This window comes from Staphylococcus sp. HMSC061G12 (assembly GCF_001838465.1).
GTDB classification, from domain to species: domain Bacteria; phylum Bacillota; class Bacilli; order Staphylococcales; family Staphylococcaceae; genus Staphylococcus; species Staphylococcus simulans.
On sequence record NZ_KV837127.1, the window covers coordinates 21,921 to 38,726 of the forward strand.

The 16,806-nt window shown below is 36.7% G+C and carries 12 protein-coding genes and 1 pseudogene; 4 read left to right on the plus strand and 9 right to left on the minus strand.

All coding sequences use genetic code 11. The annotated features are described in order from the left end of the window. Positions 1-430 precede the first annotated feature (430 nt). Together HMPREF2937_RS08425 and HMPREF2937_RS08430 are read left to right on the plus strand one after the other, a co-directional pair. Positions 431-2,068 carry an APC family permease gene (locus HMPREF2937_RS08425; protein ID WP_002479776.1) on the plus strand — a complete coding sequence of 546 codons (1,638 nt, stop codon included), beginning with the start codon at positions 431-433 and terminating at the stop codon, positions 2,066-2,068. An 82-nt stretch (positions 2,069-2,150) separates the two neighbouring features. After that, positions 2,151-3,530, plus strand: coding sequence for a carboxylesterase family protein (locus HMPREF2937_RS08430; protein ID WP_070864379.1), 1,380 nt, complete (start codon positions 2,151-2,153; stop codon positions 3,528-3,530). Positions 3,531-3,568: 38 nt separating this feature from the next. Here HMPREF2937_RS08430 and HMPREF2937_RS08435 read toward each other — a convergent pair whose 3' ends face one another. From HMPREF2937_RS08435 to HMPREF2937_RS08460, 6 genes are all read right to left on the minus strand, one after another. Then, positions 3,569-4,732 (minus strand): MFS transporter, encoded by a 1,164-nt coding sequence (locus tag HMPREF2937_RS08435; protein WP_070864380.1) that lies wholly within the window; start codon positions 4,730-4,732, stop codon positions 3,569-3,571. 171 nt (positions 4,733-4,903) lie between these two features. Beyond that, positions 4,904-5,683 (minus strand): ABC transporter permease, encoded by a 780-nt coding sequence (gene fetB, locus HMPREF2937_RS08440; RefSeq protein ID WP_002479779.1) that lies wholly within the window; start codon positions 5,681-5,683, stop codon positions 4,904-4,906. Beyond that, positions 5,680-6,348 (minus strand): ABC transporter ATP-binding protein, encoded by a 669-nt coding sequence (locus tag HMPREF2937_RS08445; protein WP_023015085.1) that lies wholly within the window; start codon positions 6,346-6,348, stop codon positions 5,680-5,682. The genes fetB and HMPREF2937_RS08445 overlap by 4 nt, the downstream gene beginning before the upstream one ends. A gap of 151 nt (positions 6,349-6,499) precedes the next feature. Then, positions 6,500-7,255 carry a CPBP family intramembrane glutamic endopeptidase gene (locus tag HMPREF2937_RS08450; protein ID WP_070864381.1) on the minus strand — a complete coding sequence of 252 codons (756 nt, stop codon included), beginning with the start codon at positions 7,253-7,255 and terminating at the stop codon, positions 6,500-6,502. 188 nt (positions 7,256-7,443) lie between these two features. Then, positions 7,444-8,232, minus strand: coding sequence for a CPBP family intramembrane glutamic endopeptidase (locus tag HMPREF2937_RS08455; protein WP_002479782.1), 789 nt, complete (start codon positions 8,230-8,232; stop codon positions 7,444-7,446). 183 nt (positions 8,233-8,415) lie between these two features. Further along, positions 8,416-8,877 carry a DUF1307 domain-containing protein gene (locus HMPREF2937_RS08460; protein ID WP_002479783.1) on the minus strand — a complete coding sequence of 154 codons (462 nt, stop codon included), beginning with the start codon at positions 8,875-8,877 and terminating at the stop codon, positions 8,416-8,418. Between the two features lie 345 nt (positions 8,878-9,222). Here HMPREF2937_RS08460 and ppx point away from each other — a divergent pair, with 345 nt between their 5' ends. Together ppx and HMPREF2937_RS08470 are read left to right on the plus strand one after the other, a co-directional pair. Then, positions 9,223-10,752, plus strand: a complete 1,530-nt coding sequence (gene ppx / locus HMPREF2937_RS08465) for an exopolyphosphatase (RefSeq protein WP_031262477.1) — start codon at positions 9,223-9,225, stop codon at positions 10,750-10,752. A 206-nt stretch (positions 10,753-10,958) separates the two neighbouring features. Then, positions 10,959-13,127, plus strand: coding sequence for an RNA degradosome polyphosphate kinase (locus tag HMPREF2937_RS08470; protein WP_070864382.1), 2,169 nt, complete (start codon positions 10,959-10,961; stop codon positions 13,125-13,127). A gap of 96 nt (positions 13,128-13,223) precedes the next feature. On the opposite strand, the pseudogene HMPREF2937_RS08475 reads toward HMPREF2937_RS08470, so the two are convergent. The 3 genes and pseudogenes from HMPREF2937_RS08475 to HMPREF2937_RS08485 all read right to left on the minus strand — a co-directional run. Further along, positions 13,224-14,480, minus strand: a pseudogene (locus tag HMPREF2937_RS08475) (acetylornithine deacetylase); the annotation flags it as partial. Positions 14,481-14,521: 41 nt separating this feature from the next. Next, positions 14,522-15,301, minus strand: coding sequence for a hypothetical protein (locus tag HMPREF2937_RS08480; protein ID WP_070864384.1), 780 nt, complete (start codon positions 15,299-15,301; stop codon positions 14,522-14,524). A gap of 70 nt (positions 15,302-15,371) precedes the next feature. Next, positions 15,372-16,733: a gluconate:H+ symporter gene (locus HMPREF2937_RS08485; protein ID WP_002479788.1), complete on the minus strand. Its 1,362-nt coding sequence runs from the start codon at positions 16,731-16,733 to the stop codon at positions 15,372-15,374. Between the last annotated feature and the right edge of the window lie 73 nt (positions 16,734-16,806).

Sequence of the window (16,806 nt, forward strand, 5' to 3'; positions counted from 1 at the left end):
CTATTTTTCTAATCCTCAATTTTACACTTTTTGTATTCTAAAACACTCATTCACTTATTTTTCTCTTTTTCTTTCTCATTCCAGAGTTGTCATTGATTGTCTTGATTATAAGCGATGATTTTCTTGCATTTTAATTTGTTTTCTACTTTTTCTCTATGCATAATCATTAAATATATTAAAACAAGAAAATGCGCCACGACAGTTTTTTAAGTATTATCACCATTAATGAATATACAAAAATCACTGTTATATCGTATTTTCATGCGTTTTCATTCATAAAATATAAACCTGTCCTTTTCCTGTTGACGTCATCTGAATTTTCCGTATAATGTTCTATCATGAGTTAGGTTTGCCTGATTTAAAAATGAAGCAAGCTTATTTTGCTTTACAAATAAAGAGAGCATGTTCTCTGAAACTTAGGAGTTTTACTATGAAACAAACTAATAGTGGTAAAATCAGCCTGTCACAGCTTGTGTTACTTGGACTTGGTTCATTAATCGGTTCAGGTTGGCTGTTCGGGGCATGGGAAGCTTCATCTGTTGCAGGTCCTGCAGCAATCTTTTCATGGGTGATTGGTTTCATCATCATCAGTTTAGTCGCATATAACTATATCGAAGTCGCGACAATGCTGCCGCAATCTGGCGGGATGAGCAACTATGCACAATATACACACGGTTCATTACTCGGCTTTATCGCTTCTTGGGCGAACTGGGTTGCTTTAGTTACGATTATCCCGATTGAAGCCGTATCTGCTGTACAATACATGAGTTCTTGGCCTTGGGAGTGGGCAAAGTTCACAAGTGTTCTGATGAAAGACGGTACAATCAGTAATATTGGTTTATTCGCTGTATATGTCATTATTATTATCTTTTCACTGTTAAACTATTGGTCAGTGAAAGTTCTTACATCTTTTACAAGTTTAATCTCATTCTTTAAATTAGGTGTACCGACATTAACAGTCATCTTATTATTACTATCAGGTTTCCACCCAGGAAACTATGGTCATTCATTAAGCAGTTTCATTCCTTATGGTACTGCACCGATATTTGCAGCAGTTACAGTATCAGGGATTATCTTTTCATTCAACGCGTTCCAAACCATTATCAACATGGGTGCTGAGATTGAAAAACCAGAGAAAAACATTTTACGCGGTATCGTGATTTGTTTATCATTAACTGCGTTATTATATGTTGTTCTACAAAGTGTGTTTATTACATCTATGCCTGAAAATATGGTCGCTGATAAAGGCTGGAAAGGTATTCAATTCAACTCACCTTTCGCTGACTTAGCCATCCTATTAAACTTGAATTGGCTAGCGATTTTACTATACATTGAAGCATTCGTTTCACCATTTGGAACTGGGGTCTCATTCGTTGCTTCAACAGGTCGTGTATTAAGCGCTATGGAGAAAAATGGACATATTCCTAAAATTTTAGGCCGTATCAACAAACAATATAATATTCCAAGAGTCGCAATTATTGTCAATGCCATTCTAGCAATGGTTATGGTGACGTTATTCAGATCTTGGGGTACACTCGCAACCGTGATCGCAACCTCAACATTAGTTGCGTATTTAACAGGGCCGACAACAGCGATGGCTTTAAGAAAGATGGGACCAAAACTTCATCGTCCATTTAAAGCACGCTTCTTGAAAATAGCGGCACCTTTATCGTTCGCCTTAACGTCACTTGCGATTTATTGGGCAATGTGGCCGACGACTGCGAAAGTTATCTTTATCATTATTCTAGGTTTACCGATGTACTTCTTTTATGAATACAAATTAAACTGGGAAAATACTCGCAATCAATTGCGCGGCAGTCTATGGTTGATTATCTATTTACTTGTACTTTCTGGACTATCCTTTATCGGCAGTAAAGACTTTAACGGTATTAACTGGATTCATTATCCATATGACTTTATAGTCATCATTATCGTCGCTTTAGTCTTCTATAAAATCGGTATCGGCAGTTACTTTGAAAGTAAGTATTATAAGAACGCAGTAGAAATCAACCAAACTTTAGAAAAAGATATTTCTAGCCAAGCAGAAGCTAAAACTTCATCACAATAAATGATATGAAACAGCTGAACAGATGTTATGTCTCTCAGCTGTTTCTTTTTTTATGCTAAATTAGAAGAAAGGAGCGAGTATGATGACATCTATTACAAGACACACAAAAGCAGGCACGATTATCGGACAAATTAAACAACACTGTGAAACGTATTTTGGTATTCCTTACGCTTATCCGCCCATTAACGAAAGACGCTTTAAACATGCTGAACTTAAGACAACATGGTCAGAACCTTTACATGCTGATCAATTTAAAGCCATTCCGCCCCAACCCTTTAATAAACTTGAAGCGTTTTTCTCTACACATCCTGAAGACATACAAGTGCCTCAGATTGAACTTCAAAGTGAAGATTGCTTATATTTAAATATTTGGAAACCCATCACCGCTTCTTTCAATCAAAAATTACCAGTTATGATTTGGTTTTATGGCGGCGGTTATCTCAATGGTCACGGTTCAGCTGAACTTTATAACCCACAAGCATTCGCTGAACATGCGCAAGTCATTGTCGTTACGTTCAACTATCGTTTAGGTGCACTCGGCTATTTGAATTTTAATGCAATTCATGAAGATTACGATATGAACTGCGGCTTATCCGATCAATTCACCGCATTATTATGGGTCAACCAATTCATCGAAGACTTCGGCGGGGATTCTAACAACATCACTTTATGTGGACAGTCTGCAGGTGCCATGAGTATTCAAGCATTAATGCATCTAAAAGCAGCACAACCTCTTTTTCATAAAGCGGTCTTAATGAGTGGCCCATTACGTTTTGATGAGGTACAACACAGTCAAAACACTGCGCAACATTTTCTGAACACAGTCACAAAACTTTATGATACTACCAACTTAGCAGCACTCTCAACACATCAAATGATGCATGCGCTAGAAGAAGATTTAGCGCAGTACGGACCTTCTAAAGGTTTAGAATTAATTTACAGTCCTATCTTTGATGAATCCACTATGGTAGATACAACCCCTGACAAGTGGCCTGTGTTAGTGGGTTTCACTGAACAAGAAGGTGATTGTTATATCCGTAATGAATCACGCAAGTTAGCACCTGAGCGCTTTTTAGAAGTCATGCAAAATAACAATATAACCGTTGATACAACTGCCTTTGATATCACTACTGGCAAGGGCCAGTCAGAAGCAATCACCTATTATGAATTTAAACAACCAGCCTTACGTTGGTTAGATCATTATCAATTTAAGAAGAAATGGCTCTACTGTTTTAATTGGAGTGCACCAACAGCTCGAAATTTTAAAACACCTTATCATATATTAGATGTTGTTTTTTGGTTCGGACATACAGATATTTTACATGCTCATCATCTTCCTATAACGCCTCATACACATACTTTGATGCAACGGATGATGGACACACTAGGCAAATTTGTGACAGAAGGTCATGTGGATTGGTCTGTTTATACAACAATTGAAGATGCTTATATTTTCGAATAAGAAAAACGCTTAACCCAAAATTGGATTAAGCGTTTTGTTTATATTTGCGGCTTTTGTGTTTGTTTAATACTTAAGACAATTAATACAATCAAAATGCCTAAGATACTTGAACTATAAGCAACCGCATGTACACCGATATTTGAGACGATTAAGCCACCAATCATACCGCCCGCTGCAATACCTGCGTTCAAACTAGACATATTCCAGCTGAGCACTTGGCTCGCGTCGCCTTTCACGTGGTCGATCAAACCACTTTGTACGGCTGGGTTAGTACTCCATTCCATGATATTCCAAATAAAGATGATTAATACAATGATGATAGAATTCGTAATAAACCAGTTAACTGCGGCTAAAGATAACGTAAACGCAATTGCGGCAATTAATAACCAAGTCTTACTAGTTAATTTATCTGCAAGGAAACCACCCATGGATGTCCCTAAAGTTCCGGCAATTCCATTTACTAATAAAATAATAGAGACAAATTGAATGTCATAACCATTTGTCAGCATCAACGGATTAATGTAGACAAACGTAATTGAATTCGCAGTCAGCAACATAAAGGTCACTGCTAAATATTTAATGATTTCTGCACGGTTTAAAATTTTGTATTGTGACGACGTATCAGATGTATCACCTGACGCAGTGGACAGTTCAGCAGGTGTCGGTAAGTAACGCATCATTAAGAAAGCAGCTACGACACTAACCACGATAATAAAAACGAACGTCGCGCGCCAACCGAGCCATCCTCCAAGCATCGTTCCGATCGGTACGCCGAAGACATTCGCACCGCTGAACCCTGAATACACAATACCAATCATTTTACCGCGGTTCTGTGGTGCCGTCAGCATAGCTGTCAGCGCTAAAATTTTAACAATAATCAAAGCTGCGGCAGCTGAAGAAATAATACGTCCGATAATCAGTAATGTGAAATTCGGTGATACCGCAATTAATGCATTACCGAAGACAAAGACCGCAATAGTCCAAAGTAATACTGTTTTAGCACTGAAACGATTAGTAACTTTGACTAGAATCGGGCCGCAAACGGCGAAAGTAACTGCGTATAACGTCACTAATTGGCCAATCCACGCTTCTGAAACATGTAAATCCGCGCTCATTAAATTCATTATCCCAGCAACCATCATTTCGACCATGCCGACAATAAACACACTGATAATAAACGTCACTATTCTCATAACTGACATTCTCTTTGCCTCCTCTCTTTTGTATGTAAAATTAATATTTTCAACCTTTCCATTATAGTTGAATTGAAATCAAAATGTAAGTGTATGAATTTATTTTTCAATATTCGCTAAAAAAACAGAGCTGTAAAGCAGAAATAGTTTCCCAGCTTTACAGCTCTGTTTATTGTAGATTTAGTTATCATCGTCTTCATCTTCCATCATACTGCCGATGAGTTGATGACGATGGTTAAAGAATTGTTTATAACTTAGATATGTTGCGATGAGTGCTGTTGTGATTGTCGCAGTGGTATGGATAAAGACAACTAAGAGTTGGAATTTGATGGCTTGAAGCGGGTCCACGCCACTAATAATCATACCTGTCATCATCCCTGGAATAGAAACTAAACCATATGTTTTCACTGAATCAATCGTCGGGACAATCGCAAGTTTAATACTTTCTCTTACTGCTGATTTAGACGCTAACTTCGGTGTTGCGGCTAATGCAAGTTTACATTCGATTGTACCGTATTCTTTTACAAAAGCACGATCTAAGTTTTGATACGCAAGGTTAATCGCAATTAATCCATTATTCGCAAGCATCCCTGCGATAGGAATCAATTCATTGCCGGTAAATTTAATAGCGCCCACAAAGACAATCACGGCTAATGGAATTGCGGTACCGATAAAGATAGATACAAATGAAATCCAAAAGACATGGTGCATCACTTTAGATGCACGACTGATTGTATTCCATGACGCGTTAATAATAATGATTAAGACGAATAAAATTAAAATCCACGGTTCATCCAAATCAAATATGAAATGCAGAATGTAACCTAAGATGACTAACTGAATCACTGCACGAATCGATGCGATGATTAAATCTTTTGCTATGTTTAATTTCTCTTTAATAGAGACTGCAATCGGGATAATTAATAACAGTGCCGTCAGAGCTAAGGCTGTTGTACTCATACATCAATTACCCCTTTCTTATCTTTATTGACTTTACCATCGACAATATCCACACGACGGTCAAAGTGTGACATACTTTGGTCATAGCTATGGGTAATCCACATAATTGATACCCCTTCATCTTTCGCTAAGCCAAAAATAACATCTTCTGCTTTCTCGGTATTATCCGCATCTAAAGCACTTGTGGCCTCATCTAATAATAAAACATCTGGTATGTACATCAACTGACGCGCTAAACAGATACGCTGACGTTCTCCTCCAGATAAAAACTCAACGTTAGTGTCTAAATCATAATGACCTAAACCAAATTCTGATAATAGTTTTAACGCTCTGTCTTTATCGAATTTGTCATTTCGCGCAATAGAAGGAAACGCTAAATTTTCTCCGATTGTACGATCAAATAAATCTGTTTCTTGCGGCATATAACTGATACGTTGACGTAATGTTTCCGGCTCATACGCATCGTATTCCTTGCCGTTATAATACATATGACCGCTCGTCGGACTGATTAAATCACACAACAAATGAAACAGCGTACTTTTCCCGCTGCCGGACGGTCCTACAACTGCGATTTTTTCGCCTTTTTTAACCGTTAAGTCTAAATGGTCAATAATCAGACGTTTATCCGCTTTGTAGCACACATCTTTTAATTCTAAAATCGCCATACTACTGCTCCTTTTCTTCAATCTAGAGAGATGACATTATCCATCACCTTACTATTCCCTTTCTTATACAATTTAACATATTTCAATTTTGAAAAATATGACAATTATCTAAGTATAGAATAAAAACACTGACTTTATACTTAGTCAGTGTTCATGCATATCTATGACTTAAGAAAATTAAAATAAAGCCGATTGCGTTGTTGAAGGCATGAAGCAAAATCGCAACCGCTAAGTTTTTTCGACTCATCAAATAAACAATAGAAAAGACCGTACCCATCATCACATAAGGTAAAGCTTCATATATAGAAGTCGCATACATCATATGTATACCTGCGAACAAAATAATGGATAATAGTGTTGCTAGAACATTGCCGATTTTCTTACCGAGCTCATGAATAATCACATGTCTGTATAAAAGCTCCTCTACAATTGGCGCGAGGACAACAATGCTGATAAATAAGAATGGCCATAACCATTGATGTTCAAACATAGCTTCAATCATAGCTTGGTTTTGCGTATTATCTAGGTGTAACACGTGTTCCATAAGGTATCCTATACTGGCATTTAAAGTGAAAACCACAATACCTCCGCCAATAATTAGATACCATAGTTTAAATGCACGCCTGATCCTCTCTTTCGCGATAGGTATCAGATAACGTCTATGCATTAAGTAGAAAATGAATAACAAACCTAAACTTGATACATCTTGTGCGATGCCGCCAAACTCTTCATACTTTATCATCGGAACTTCTCGATTAGTGGCACCATAATAAAGACCAAGCACAAGTTGCAGTAGTACTGCCGCACCAAATAATAAGAAGAAAGATAACGGAAATAGGAAGAAATCACGTTTCATAACTTTAGTTGAGTCAAAAGGATTTTCTAGTATCTTTGTTGTTTGTGTCATGTTGTCACCTCTTGTTGTTTTCTTTATTGTACAAAACTGAACCAGATTTGCATAAATAAATCATAAAACGTTAAAAACTTATCTTAACCATCAAAGTCTATATAATGCGCGATTTAATTTAATTATTTCCTAGGAAATGAAAAAAGACTGCATATGCAGCCTTTAGAATGTTTGATTATGCTTTTATATTATGAAAATTTATCCATAATGAACTGACCAACAATGCCGATAAAGCCAATACCATTAATAATCATATGAAAAGCAATAGATACCGCTAAATTACGACGTGAATACATATAAACAAAGACTAATGCACCTGCCATGATCGCATATACACCGAATTCAAATGGCGAGACAGCCCCTGTTACATGAATACCCGCAAATATAATAATGGATAAAATAGCACCAGCTGTATATCCGATTTTCTTACCAAGTTCATGGATAATTAAATGACGGAATATCAATTCTTCTATAATCGGTGTCAAAATCACAATATCAATAAATAAAACTGGCCATGCCCAAGGATTATCAAAGAGTTGAAGAAGAATCATTTGGTTTTGTGTATTATCAAATTGTAGATGTTTCGGTAGTAATAACATCAATCCACCATAGATTGCTTGTGCGACAGACATCGCTAAGTATGTAAGAAGCAACACCCAAGCGTAGCGTTTTACTTTCGCAAAACGTGCTTTCGCAATTGGTATGATATATTTTCGATGCATCAAGTAATAAATCAGTACTACCACTATTTGACCTACTAAACTGCCGATCACATTCAACAATATAAATGTATGCCTTGTTAAATCACCAAATTGGCTTTCATATATTAAACGTAATGGAAACATCACTAGTGCAGTAATTAATGGAATCACAAGGAAGAACAGCGGAATCAACCAAAAATCTCGTTTCATTACACGATTTGACTGATAAGGATTATCTTGTGTTTGAGCTAATGGACGTTGTTCGTTTTCATTCACGATATCACCTTTTCTAAGCAGCTACTTATACGTTAACTGCTTGCTTTCGTTTCAAAACAAGATTATAACATATCACTCGTTTATTTAATGTGATTTTTGTGTATATTTTCAAAAATTCATTCTTAATGTTTAATAAAAAAACAACAAATCACACTGAAATGACTTGCTGTTTTTATGATGAGATTATTCTTCGCTGAGTGGTTTTTTAACAGTTAAACCAGATTTTTTCAATGATCGTTCTACAGATTTAACATCGACGTAGTCATTGCCTTCTTTTGGCCCAGTCACACCGACTCTATGTGATAACTGTTTTAAATCCGCTTCTTTATAATCAATGTCTACTTTCTGAACTGCTTTGTCTTCTTTGATATCTTTTTTGTATTTAACACCTTTTAAACCTTCGAACACTTTTTCTTGTTTAGCTAAAATATTTTCAGCATCACTTTTCGAAAGTCCATTTTCGTCGTACTTAATTGTCATAATCATTGATTGTTTAACCATTTTATCGCCTTTATAAGTTAAAGTATCAATAACATCTGCCCCTGCTAATTCGCCTTGATATGTTTTGGATTGTTCTTTTTCACAAGCTGCTAAGACGAAAAGACTCAACATAATTATCCCCATAAAGAGAAGGCTGCGTTTCATATCGTTCCCTCTTTCCTTATCCATTTAATAAAATTATTATACCACCTTTTTTCATTTCCACGTATCTCTATTATCTATTTTTTATGTCCTATTTGAAAATTTAAAGTGTACGCGATTGCTTGTTCAAAATAATGAATATTACTATCATTTTAGTCTATACAGTTAATGTAGAATGTAATGTTTTGTGATAAAATTAAAGTGAGTAAAGAATGTGACTCTTGTTGTCATATCAGGCATTAAGCGTTCTCATTTTTTCTAAAAGAAGGAGTTAGTCATATGATTTTACCAGGACAGAAATTGATTAATCGTCTGCTGACTGCTTCTAAGCAATCAGAGGGGGTTCTCATGAAACGCATTGGATTAATCGATATCGGTTCAAACACCATTAGATTAGTTGTGTTTGAATACGATAGTAAAACAGGCCTTACGGAAATACAAAATATAAAAACACCTGCACGTTTAAGTCAATATTTAGAAGATGACTTAACAATGAACGATGAAGGTGTCCATGTCTTAATTTCAGCATTACAAAGCTTTAAAAAAGTCGCAGATGAATATAAAGTAGACGAACTGCATCCGATTGCGACAGCTGCAATTCGTCAGTCGAAAAACAGAGACGACATTTTAAAACAAGTGAAGAAAAAAATCGGTATGAAACTATCTATTGTTCCAGAATTAGATGAAGCTTATTATGGTTTCTATGCGATTATTAACTCTACTGCCATTGTAGATGGACTTTCTGTCGATATCGGTGGTGGTTCTACTGAAGTTACGTTATTTAAAGGAAAAGAGTTAATTCATTCTCACAGTTTCCCATTCGGTGTCGTTACTTTATCTCGTAAATTCTTTGAAGGTAAAGATCATAATGACAAAGATGCGATTAAAAAAATGCAGAAATTCTTAGACAAAGCCTTTGGTTCACTTGATTGGATCAATAACCAAAAAGTAGCTTTAGTCGGTGTCGGCGGTTCTGCACGTAACGTAGCACGTATCCATCAATCTGAAGTCGCTTACCCTATTGGCGGCGTGCATTGTTATACCATGACGGGCGATGACTTAAATCAAGTTTTTGATTTAATTGAAGACAGTTCACGTGACGACTTAACAAACTTAGACGGCTTAAGTCGTGACCGTGTTGATATCATTCTACCTGCTGTCGCTGTCTTTAAAGCATTATTCAAACAAGTGGATGCGACACAATTCACTTTCTCTAGAAAAGGTTTACGTGAAGGTTATGTGATGTATCAACTCAACCAAAAGATCAAAGATGCTTTTGATCGTTTTAACGTTCGTAACCGTGCATTATATCAATTGTCTAACACCTATAAACATGAAGGTGTAGGTGCCAAACAACGTGTCGTTTTAGCTGGTGACTTATTAGATCAATTAAAAGAACAGGACATTATCAAGTTATCTGAGAAAGACCAACGCCTTTTTAAACAAGCGGCTTATATTTATTATTTAGGTCGTTTCATTGATGCCGATTCAGCATCACAACATACGTATTACATTATCTCAAACTCAATGATTGATGGTTTTAGTCACCATGATCGTGTTCAATTAGCGTTAATGGCAAGCTTTAAAAATAAAAGCTTATTAAAATTCTATAATGATGAAACCGGTTGGTTGAACAGTGACCAACTAAGCGACTTACAATCTCTTGGCGGTATTTTAAAATTCATCGATGCCTTGAATGTGTCACATACCAATCCAATCAAACGTATTGAACTCGTGAAAAATGATAAAGAGCATTATACTTTAAATGCCTATTACACCGGTCATCCGATTGCAGAAGAATATCAAGCAAACCGTCAAAAGAAACACTTAGAAAAAGTATTAAAAGGAAAAGTATCAATAAACTTTACAAAATCTTAACATTAATGTGTTAAGTTACAAATGGATGTTTCTGTGGATTTAAGCATTTGTATACAATGAAATAAGTTATACAACAAGTTGCACTTGAGCGTTCAATATAAAATTTAAATTGCAATTACTGACATCTCTGAATGACATCACAGAACATAGTCATTTCAATTTTTTTATTTAAATAAAGTCTATTTACTTACCATGGGGTGGTCATTATGGAAAATCAAGTCGTTGAAAAAGATCTCAACAAACCAGAGTTTTACAATAACCGAGAATTAAGCTGGCTCGACTTCAACTATCGTGTCTTACAAGAAGCGAGCGACAAAACAAATCCTTTATTAGAACAATTAAATTTTATTGCGATTTTCGCATCTAACTTAGACGAGTTCTTTATGGTCCGCGTAGCTGGGCTGCAAGACCAAGTTAAAATGAACTTCAACAAACCCGAGAACAAATCTCAAATGACACCTAGACAACAACTGGCTGCTATAAAAGAAAAAAATACGCCACTTGTTGATTTACAGTACGAACGCTATAACGAATTGACGAATCGTTTACGCGAATATAATGTGATTACTACCAAACCACAAGATTTAAATGAAACGTTACAAAATGAATTAGAACAAGAATTCAAAAATAATATTTTACCGACGTTAACACCACTGGGCATTGATGCATATCATCCATTCCCGAAGCTTGTTAATAAAAGTTTGAATATCTTTGTAGAATTAGATACTGATGAAACAACAAATACAGCAATTGTTCAAATTCCATCACTAATTGATCGTTTCATGATTTTAAAAGATGAAGATAAACAATACGTTTTAATGGTTGAGGATGTTATCGATTATTTCATTGAATTCCTCTTCCAAGGCTATGACATCAGAAAAACTTTCACATTCCGTATTACACGTAATGCTGACTTAACGATTCATGAAGACGGTGCTGAAGATTTATTAATCGAAATCGAACGTTTCTTGAAAATGCGTAAAAGCGGTTCAGCTGTACGTCTAGAAGTTGATTCACGTAATACAAATGAATTAGACATTGAAGGTCTAAAAGAACAATTAGAAATTCATGACGATGATGTTTACTTTGTGGATGGCCCATTAGATTTAACAATGGTATTTGGTTTAGTTGGTTATTTAACACCACAACTGCCAAACTTACGTTATGACCGTTATACACCACAAATTCCTGAATCATTAGGTTACAATGATGTCTATGATTTAGCGTTAAAACGTGACATTTTCTTCCATCACCCATACGAATCATTTGAACCGATTGTCGACTTCATCCGTGAAGCTGCTGAAGATCCTGATACAATCGCGATTAAACAAACATTGTATCGTGTCAGCAAAGATTCACCGATTATCAAAAGTTTGAAATATGCGGCGGAACAAGGTAAACAAGTCACTGTTCTTGTTGAATTGAAAGCCCGCTTCGATGAAGAAAACAACGTCCATTGGGCACGTATGTTAGAAGATGCAGGTTGTCATGTAATTTATGGTATGACACATCTGAAAACACACAGTAAAATTACATTAGTGGTTAAACGCTTAAAAGGTCGTCTTGTACCATTTGTACACTTAGGTACTGGTAACTATAACGATAAAACAGCGGAAATCTATACAGATATGGGTATCATCACAACACATAAAGGTATTGCTGAAGATGCGATTAACTTCTTCAATTACTTAAGCGGTTATTCAATCAAACCTCACTACAATGAATTGATTGTAGCACCGTTTGATATTCGTGATGTATTCGTAGAACGTATCGAAACTGAAATCAAAAATCATCAAGAATATGGCAATGGTCATATCATTATGAAAATGAACTCTTTAACAGATAAAACGATTATCAAAAAGTTATTTGAAGCATCACAAGCAGGTGTTAAAATTCAATTGATTATCCGTGGTATCTGCTGCTTGAAACCTGGTGTTCCAGGCGTGAGCGACAATATTGAAGTTGTAAGTATTGTAGGTCGTTTCTTAGAACATTCTCGTATCTACTACTTCCATAACAATGGAGATGAAAAAATCTATTTATCATCTGCAGATGCGATGACACGTAACATGATTAAACGTGTAGAAATTTTATTCCCTGTTCATGATGCGAAAATCAGAGAACGCTTATTAAACTTTGTGAACTTACAATTATCTGATAACCAAAAAGGTCGTTATCAAGATAAGAATGGCGTCTACCATTACGTTAACAACAATCAACTGCCTTTAAATTCACAACTTTACTTGATGCATCAAGCAGTTGAATTAGCGAAAGCTATCAAACACAAAACACCATTTACTGAGGCGCGTCCCAAGGGTACGTCTCAACCAAGACGTAATTGGATTTCACGTTTAAAAAATACATTTAAATCTTAAGATAAGTCGCATATCAATAAAGTGTGAGAAATAAGCAAAGACCCGCAAGCCGCGGGTCTTTTCATTTATTCATTTCTATTTTCCATTTTCTTCTGCCTACTGCTTTTTCATGGTTGATGCTGACTGAGGATGTTGATACCAATCTTTTAAGAATTCCAATAATACCGCACTATACTCCGTTAGATCTTGTTTATTGATTTTCTCATCCACACTATGTGCTTCTGTTAATAATCCCGGACCATACAATATCGTCGGAATACCGTAATCATCAAGCCAACCACCATCTGTCACTGTTGTGGACATGCCTGTCTCAAGCGGTGTGTGATGAATGGTTTCATGGGCTTTTGCTAAGGTTTTGAAACCTTCATGTTCTACTGGCAGTGTGAAGCTTGGGAAGATTTCACCTTGGTCTTCAATCATAGAAGTACCGCCCCATTCAAATTGAAGTGGATTATCTTTTAACCAGACGTCCGCTTCAGTCACACGATTTAAATACGCTTCAACTTCTTTAATCACTTCATGATAATCTTCATCCGGTAAGAAATGAACTGTGATCCATAAACGACAAGTATCTGCGATAAAGGCAGGATTTCGACCGCCTTCAATAACCGCTGGATTAATCGTATTAGCACCTGCAGGCATATCTGGATAATATTTCATAACTGCCCAATGTTGTTCTAGCTCTTTTAACGCTGTAATGATTTTAGCCATCTTTTCAATCGCACTCGCTCCATGCAGGCCACCGCCTGCATGTACCATTTGGCTGCGTGCACCATCATGAATTGTTGTTTTACTTTGAATTGTAATCCAGCCGGTAATCACGCCACCTTGCCCTAACGCTTGTGAATCACTTGTATCTAATACTAATGCCAAGTCAGCTTTAGGACTTAATTCACATGCCGTCTTAGTACCTGCTTCTCCGACTTCTTCTCCCACAACCGATTGTACAATGATGTCACCTTCTGGTTTTAATCCTTGTGCGTGCAGTTGTTCTAAGACATAAAAGAGCGAAGCCATGCCGCCTTTCATATCACTGACACCTCGACCATACACTGCATCATCTACTTCAGTTAATTTAAATGGCGGATATTGCCAATGTTTAGGATCTTCTACATTTGCGACATCTACATGACCGTTTAATATCAACTTCGGTGCATCCTTATTTTCACCCGCTAATACACCAACCACTATACTGTCATTCTCATATAAAGGCTCACGTTTGACTTCAAAGCCTAATCCTTCTAAGTAATTCTGTATTTCTATTTGCAACGGATCTGTATTACGTGCTGGTGGACTTTCTGTAGAATGTTCCACTAACCATTTCAACAATTCAAATAAGCGACGTTCCATGTTCCTCTTCCTTTCTAAATGTGATTGTTTGTTTTATGTTTGTTTCACTTCTCGTTACCCTGATTTAAGCGTCTTAAATAACTGCGAAATCCTCGCATCACCCATTCATGTATCACTGCTTGTGTAGATTGATAAACGCGCCAAGGTAAACACGGCGTAAAATGCGTTAAACAGGTATAAAGCGATTGTTGCTTTTGAATAAAATAAAAAGCTGAGGCGTTACTTTTAGGTTGATACAACAAGCTGTTTGCTTGAAGCGTAAGTTTGACACCATGTGTTAATGGCACTTGCTTCATCGCAATCAAAGGACGTTTCATATTGAGTAAGTGAATATCAAAGCGTTCAGGTTGTCCTTTCACTTGAATAAGACCCAAAGACATTTTCTTTAAGTAATGCGCATAAGCAATAATACTTTGATGAGCTGTATAGTCTTGAGATACCGACATTTGTTGAAGTGACGCAGCTTGTTTCGTCTTCACTTTTTGATATGCGATAATGTCATGATACTCAATCACTTCAAGTGGTCCAGCCGCACATACATAATCTTTAATTAATTGACGTAGGACATGAGGCTTACCATGCCACAAACCATCTCCAAACATTTCAGGCAATGCATTCATCAGCACGATATCTTCTTTTTCTATGTATTTCTGCCAATGTGCTAAGTCTAAATAATCCATTGGTTGATAAATTATACCTGGGTATTGATCAGGTTCTCGATTTGAATCATATACAACAACAATTTCATAGTGTCCCGGATTCAAAGTCTCTAATATGTATTTTGCGGTAAGCGAAATATCTTCTATTATCACAATGCGTGTCATGGTCTTCACCTCTTCATCTTTACTATAACAAAAAAGCACGCATCTAATGAAAGACACGTGCGTTCTAAATCTATACAAATAAACTTAAGAATAAAATAAAGATAAGTCCTGAAACAGAAATAATCGTTTCAAGTAATGACCAAGTTAAGAATGTTTCTTTAATTGTTAAGCCGAAGTACTCTTTAAACATCCAGAATCCTGCATCGTTAACGTGAGATAAAATTACACTACCGGCACCAATCGCAAGCACAACTAATGCGACATTGACATCACTGGCTTGAAGCAACGGTAATACAATACCTGTTGTTGAAATTGCCGCAACTGTCGCAGAACCTAACGCAAGACGTAGAACTGCCGCAACAATCCATGCCAGTAAAATCGGAGACATCGTTGAGCCTTCGAACATCTTCGCAATTGTATCACCGACACCGCCATCAATCAGTACTTGTTTAAACGTACCGCCGCCACCGATAATCAAGATCATCATACCGATCGGATAAATCGCATCTGTTACAGACTGCATAATCGCTTTGTTGTTGCGGCCTTGTCGGATACCCATTGTAACCATCGCAAAGAGTACCGCGATCAACATCGCTGTATCAGCTGTGCCGATAAAGTTGATAATACCGATAAACGCATTTTTAGAATTGTCTACATTCCCTGTAATCAATTGAACAACTGTAGCGATTAACATCAAAATAACAGGAAGTGTCGCAGTTAACACACTGATACCAAAGCCCGGCATCTCTGAGTCTTTAAATTCTTTTTGTGCACCTAATGATGAAATGTCACCTTCTCTTGTATAAGCAGTCGGTGTTAATTTTTGTGCAATTTTACCGAATACCGGACCTGCAATAATCGTAACTGGAATCGCGATAATGAAACCATATAATAATACTTCACCTAATGAAGCATGTAATTCTTTTGCGATAACGACTGGGCCAGGATGCGGTGGCAAGAAGCCATGCGTCACAGATAACGCAGTAATCATCGGCAATCCTATTTTAAGTGGAGATACTTTCGTACGTTTTGCTAGAGTAAAGACTAAAGGAACTAATAGTACAAGTCCAACTTCGAAGAACAACGCAATCCCGATCACAAAGGCAGCGACAACCATTGCCCATTGGACATGTTTCTCTCCAAATTTATCAATTAAGGTATCTGCGATACGTGTTGCACCGCCACCATCAGAGAGCAACTTACCTAAGATTGCACCTAAACCGAAGATAATTGCGATATGTCCGAGCGTGCTGCCCATACCTTTTTCGACGGTTTCAACGACTTTATCTAACGGCATACCTAACATCAACGCAGTGACCATTGATGTAATAATTAAGGAAATAAATGTGTTCAACTTCAATACAATAATGAGTGCTAATAAAATTAAAATACCAATGACCACCGTGATTAACGGCCAAATTTCTGTAAACATAACTTTTCCTCGCTTTCCTCATGAGCACCTATACTGACAGCGTTTACATCAGTAGTCAAAGAAAAAGCCGAAG

Coding starts and splice junctions, on each gene's coding strand:
- HMPREF2937_RS08425 (WP_002479776.1), top strand. CDS start 431: ATGAAACAAACTAATAGTGGTAAAATCAGCCTGTCACAGCTTGTGTTA.
- HMPREF2937_RS08430 (WP_070864379.1), top strand. CDS start 2,151: ATGACATCTATTACAAGACACACAAAAGCAGGCACGATTATCGGACAA.
- HMPREF2937_RS08435 (WP_070864380.1), bottom strand. CDS start 4,732: ATGTCAGTTATGAGAATAGTGACGTTTATTATCAGTGTGTTTATTGTC.
- fetB (WP_002479779.1), bottom strand. CDS start 5,683: ATGAGTACAACAGCCTTAGCTCTGACGGCACTGTTATTAATTATCCCG.
- HMPREF2937_RS08445 (WP_023015085.1), bottom strand. CDS start 6,348: ATGGCGATTTTAGAATTAAAAGATGTGTGCTACAAAGCGGATAAACGT.
- HMPREF2937_RS08450 (WP_070864381.1), bottom strand. CDS start 7,255: ATGACACAAACAACAAAGATACTAGAAAATCCTTTTGACTCAACTAAA.
- HMPREF2937_RS08460 (WP_002479783.1), bottom strand. CDS start 8,877: ATGAAACGCAGCCTTCTCTTTATGGGGATAATTATGTTGAGTCTTTTC.
- ppx (WP_031262477.1), top strand. CDS start 9,223: ATGAAACGCATTGGATTAATCGATATCGGTTCAAACACCATTAGATTA.
- HMPREF2937_RS08470 (WP_070864382.1), top strand. CDS start 10,959: ATGGAAAATCAAGTCGTTGAAAAAGATCTCAACAAACCAGAGTTTTAC.
- HMPREF2937_RS08480 (WP_070864384.1), bottom strand. CDS start 15,301: ATGACACGCATTGTGATAATAGAAGATATTTCGCTTACCGCAAAATAC.
- HMPREF2937_RS08485 (WP_002479788.1), bottom strand. CDS start 16,733: ATGTTTACAGAAATTTGGCCGTTAATCACGGTGGTCATTGGTATTTTA.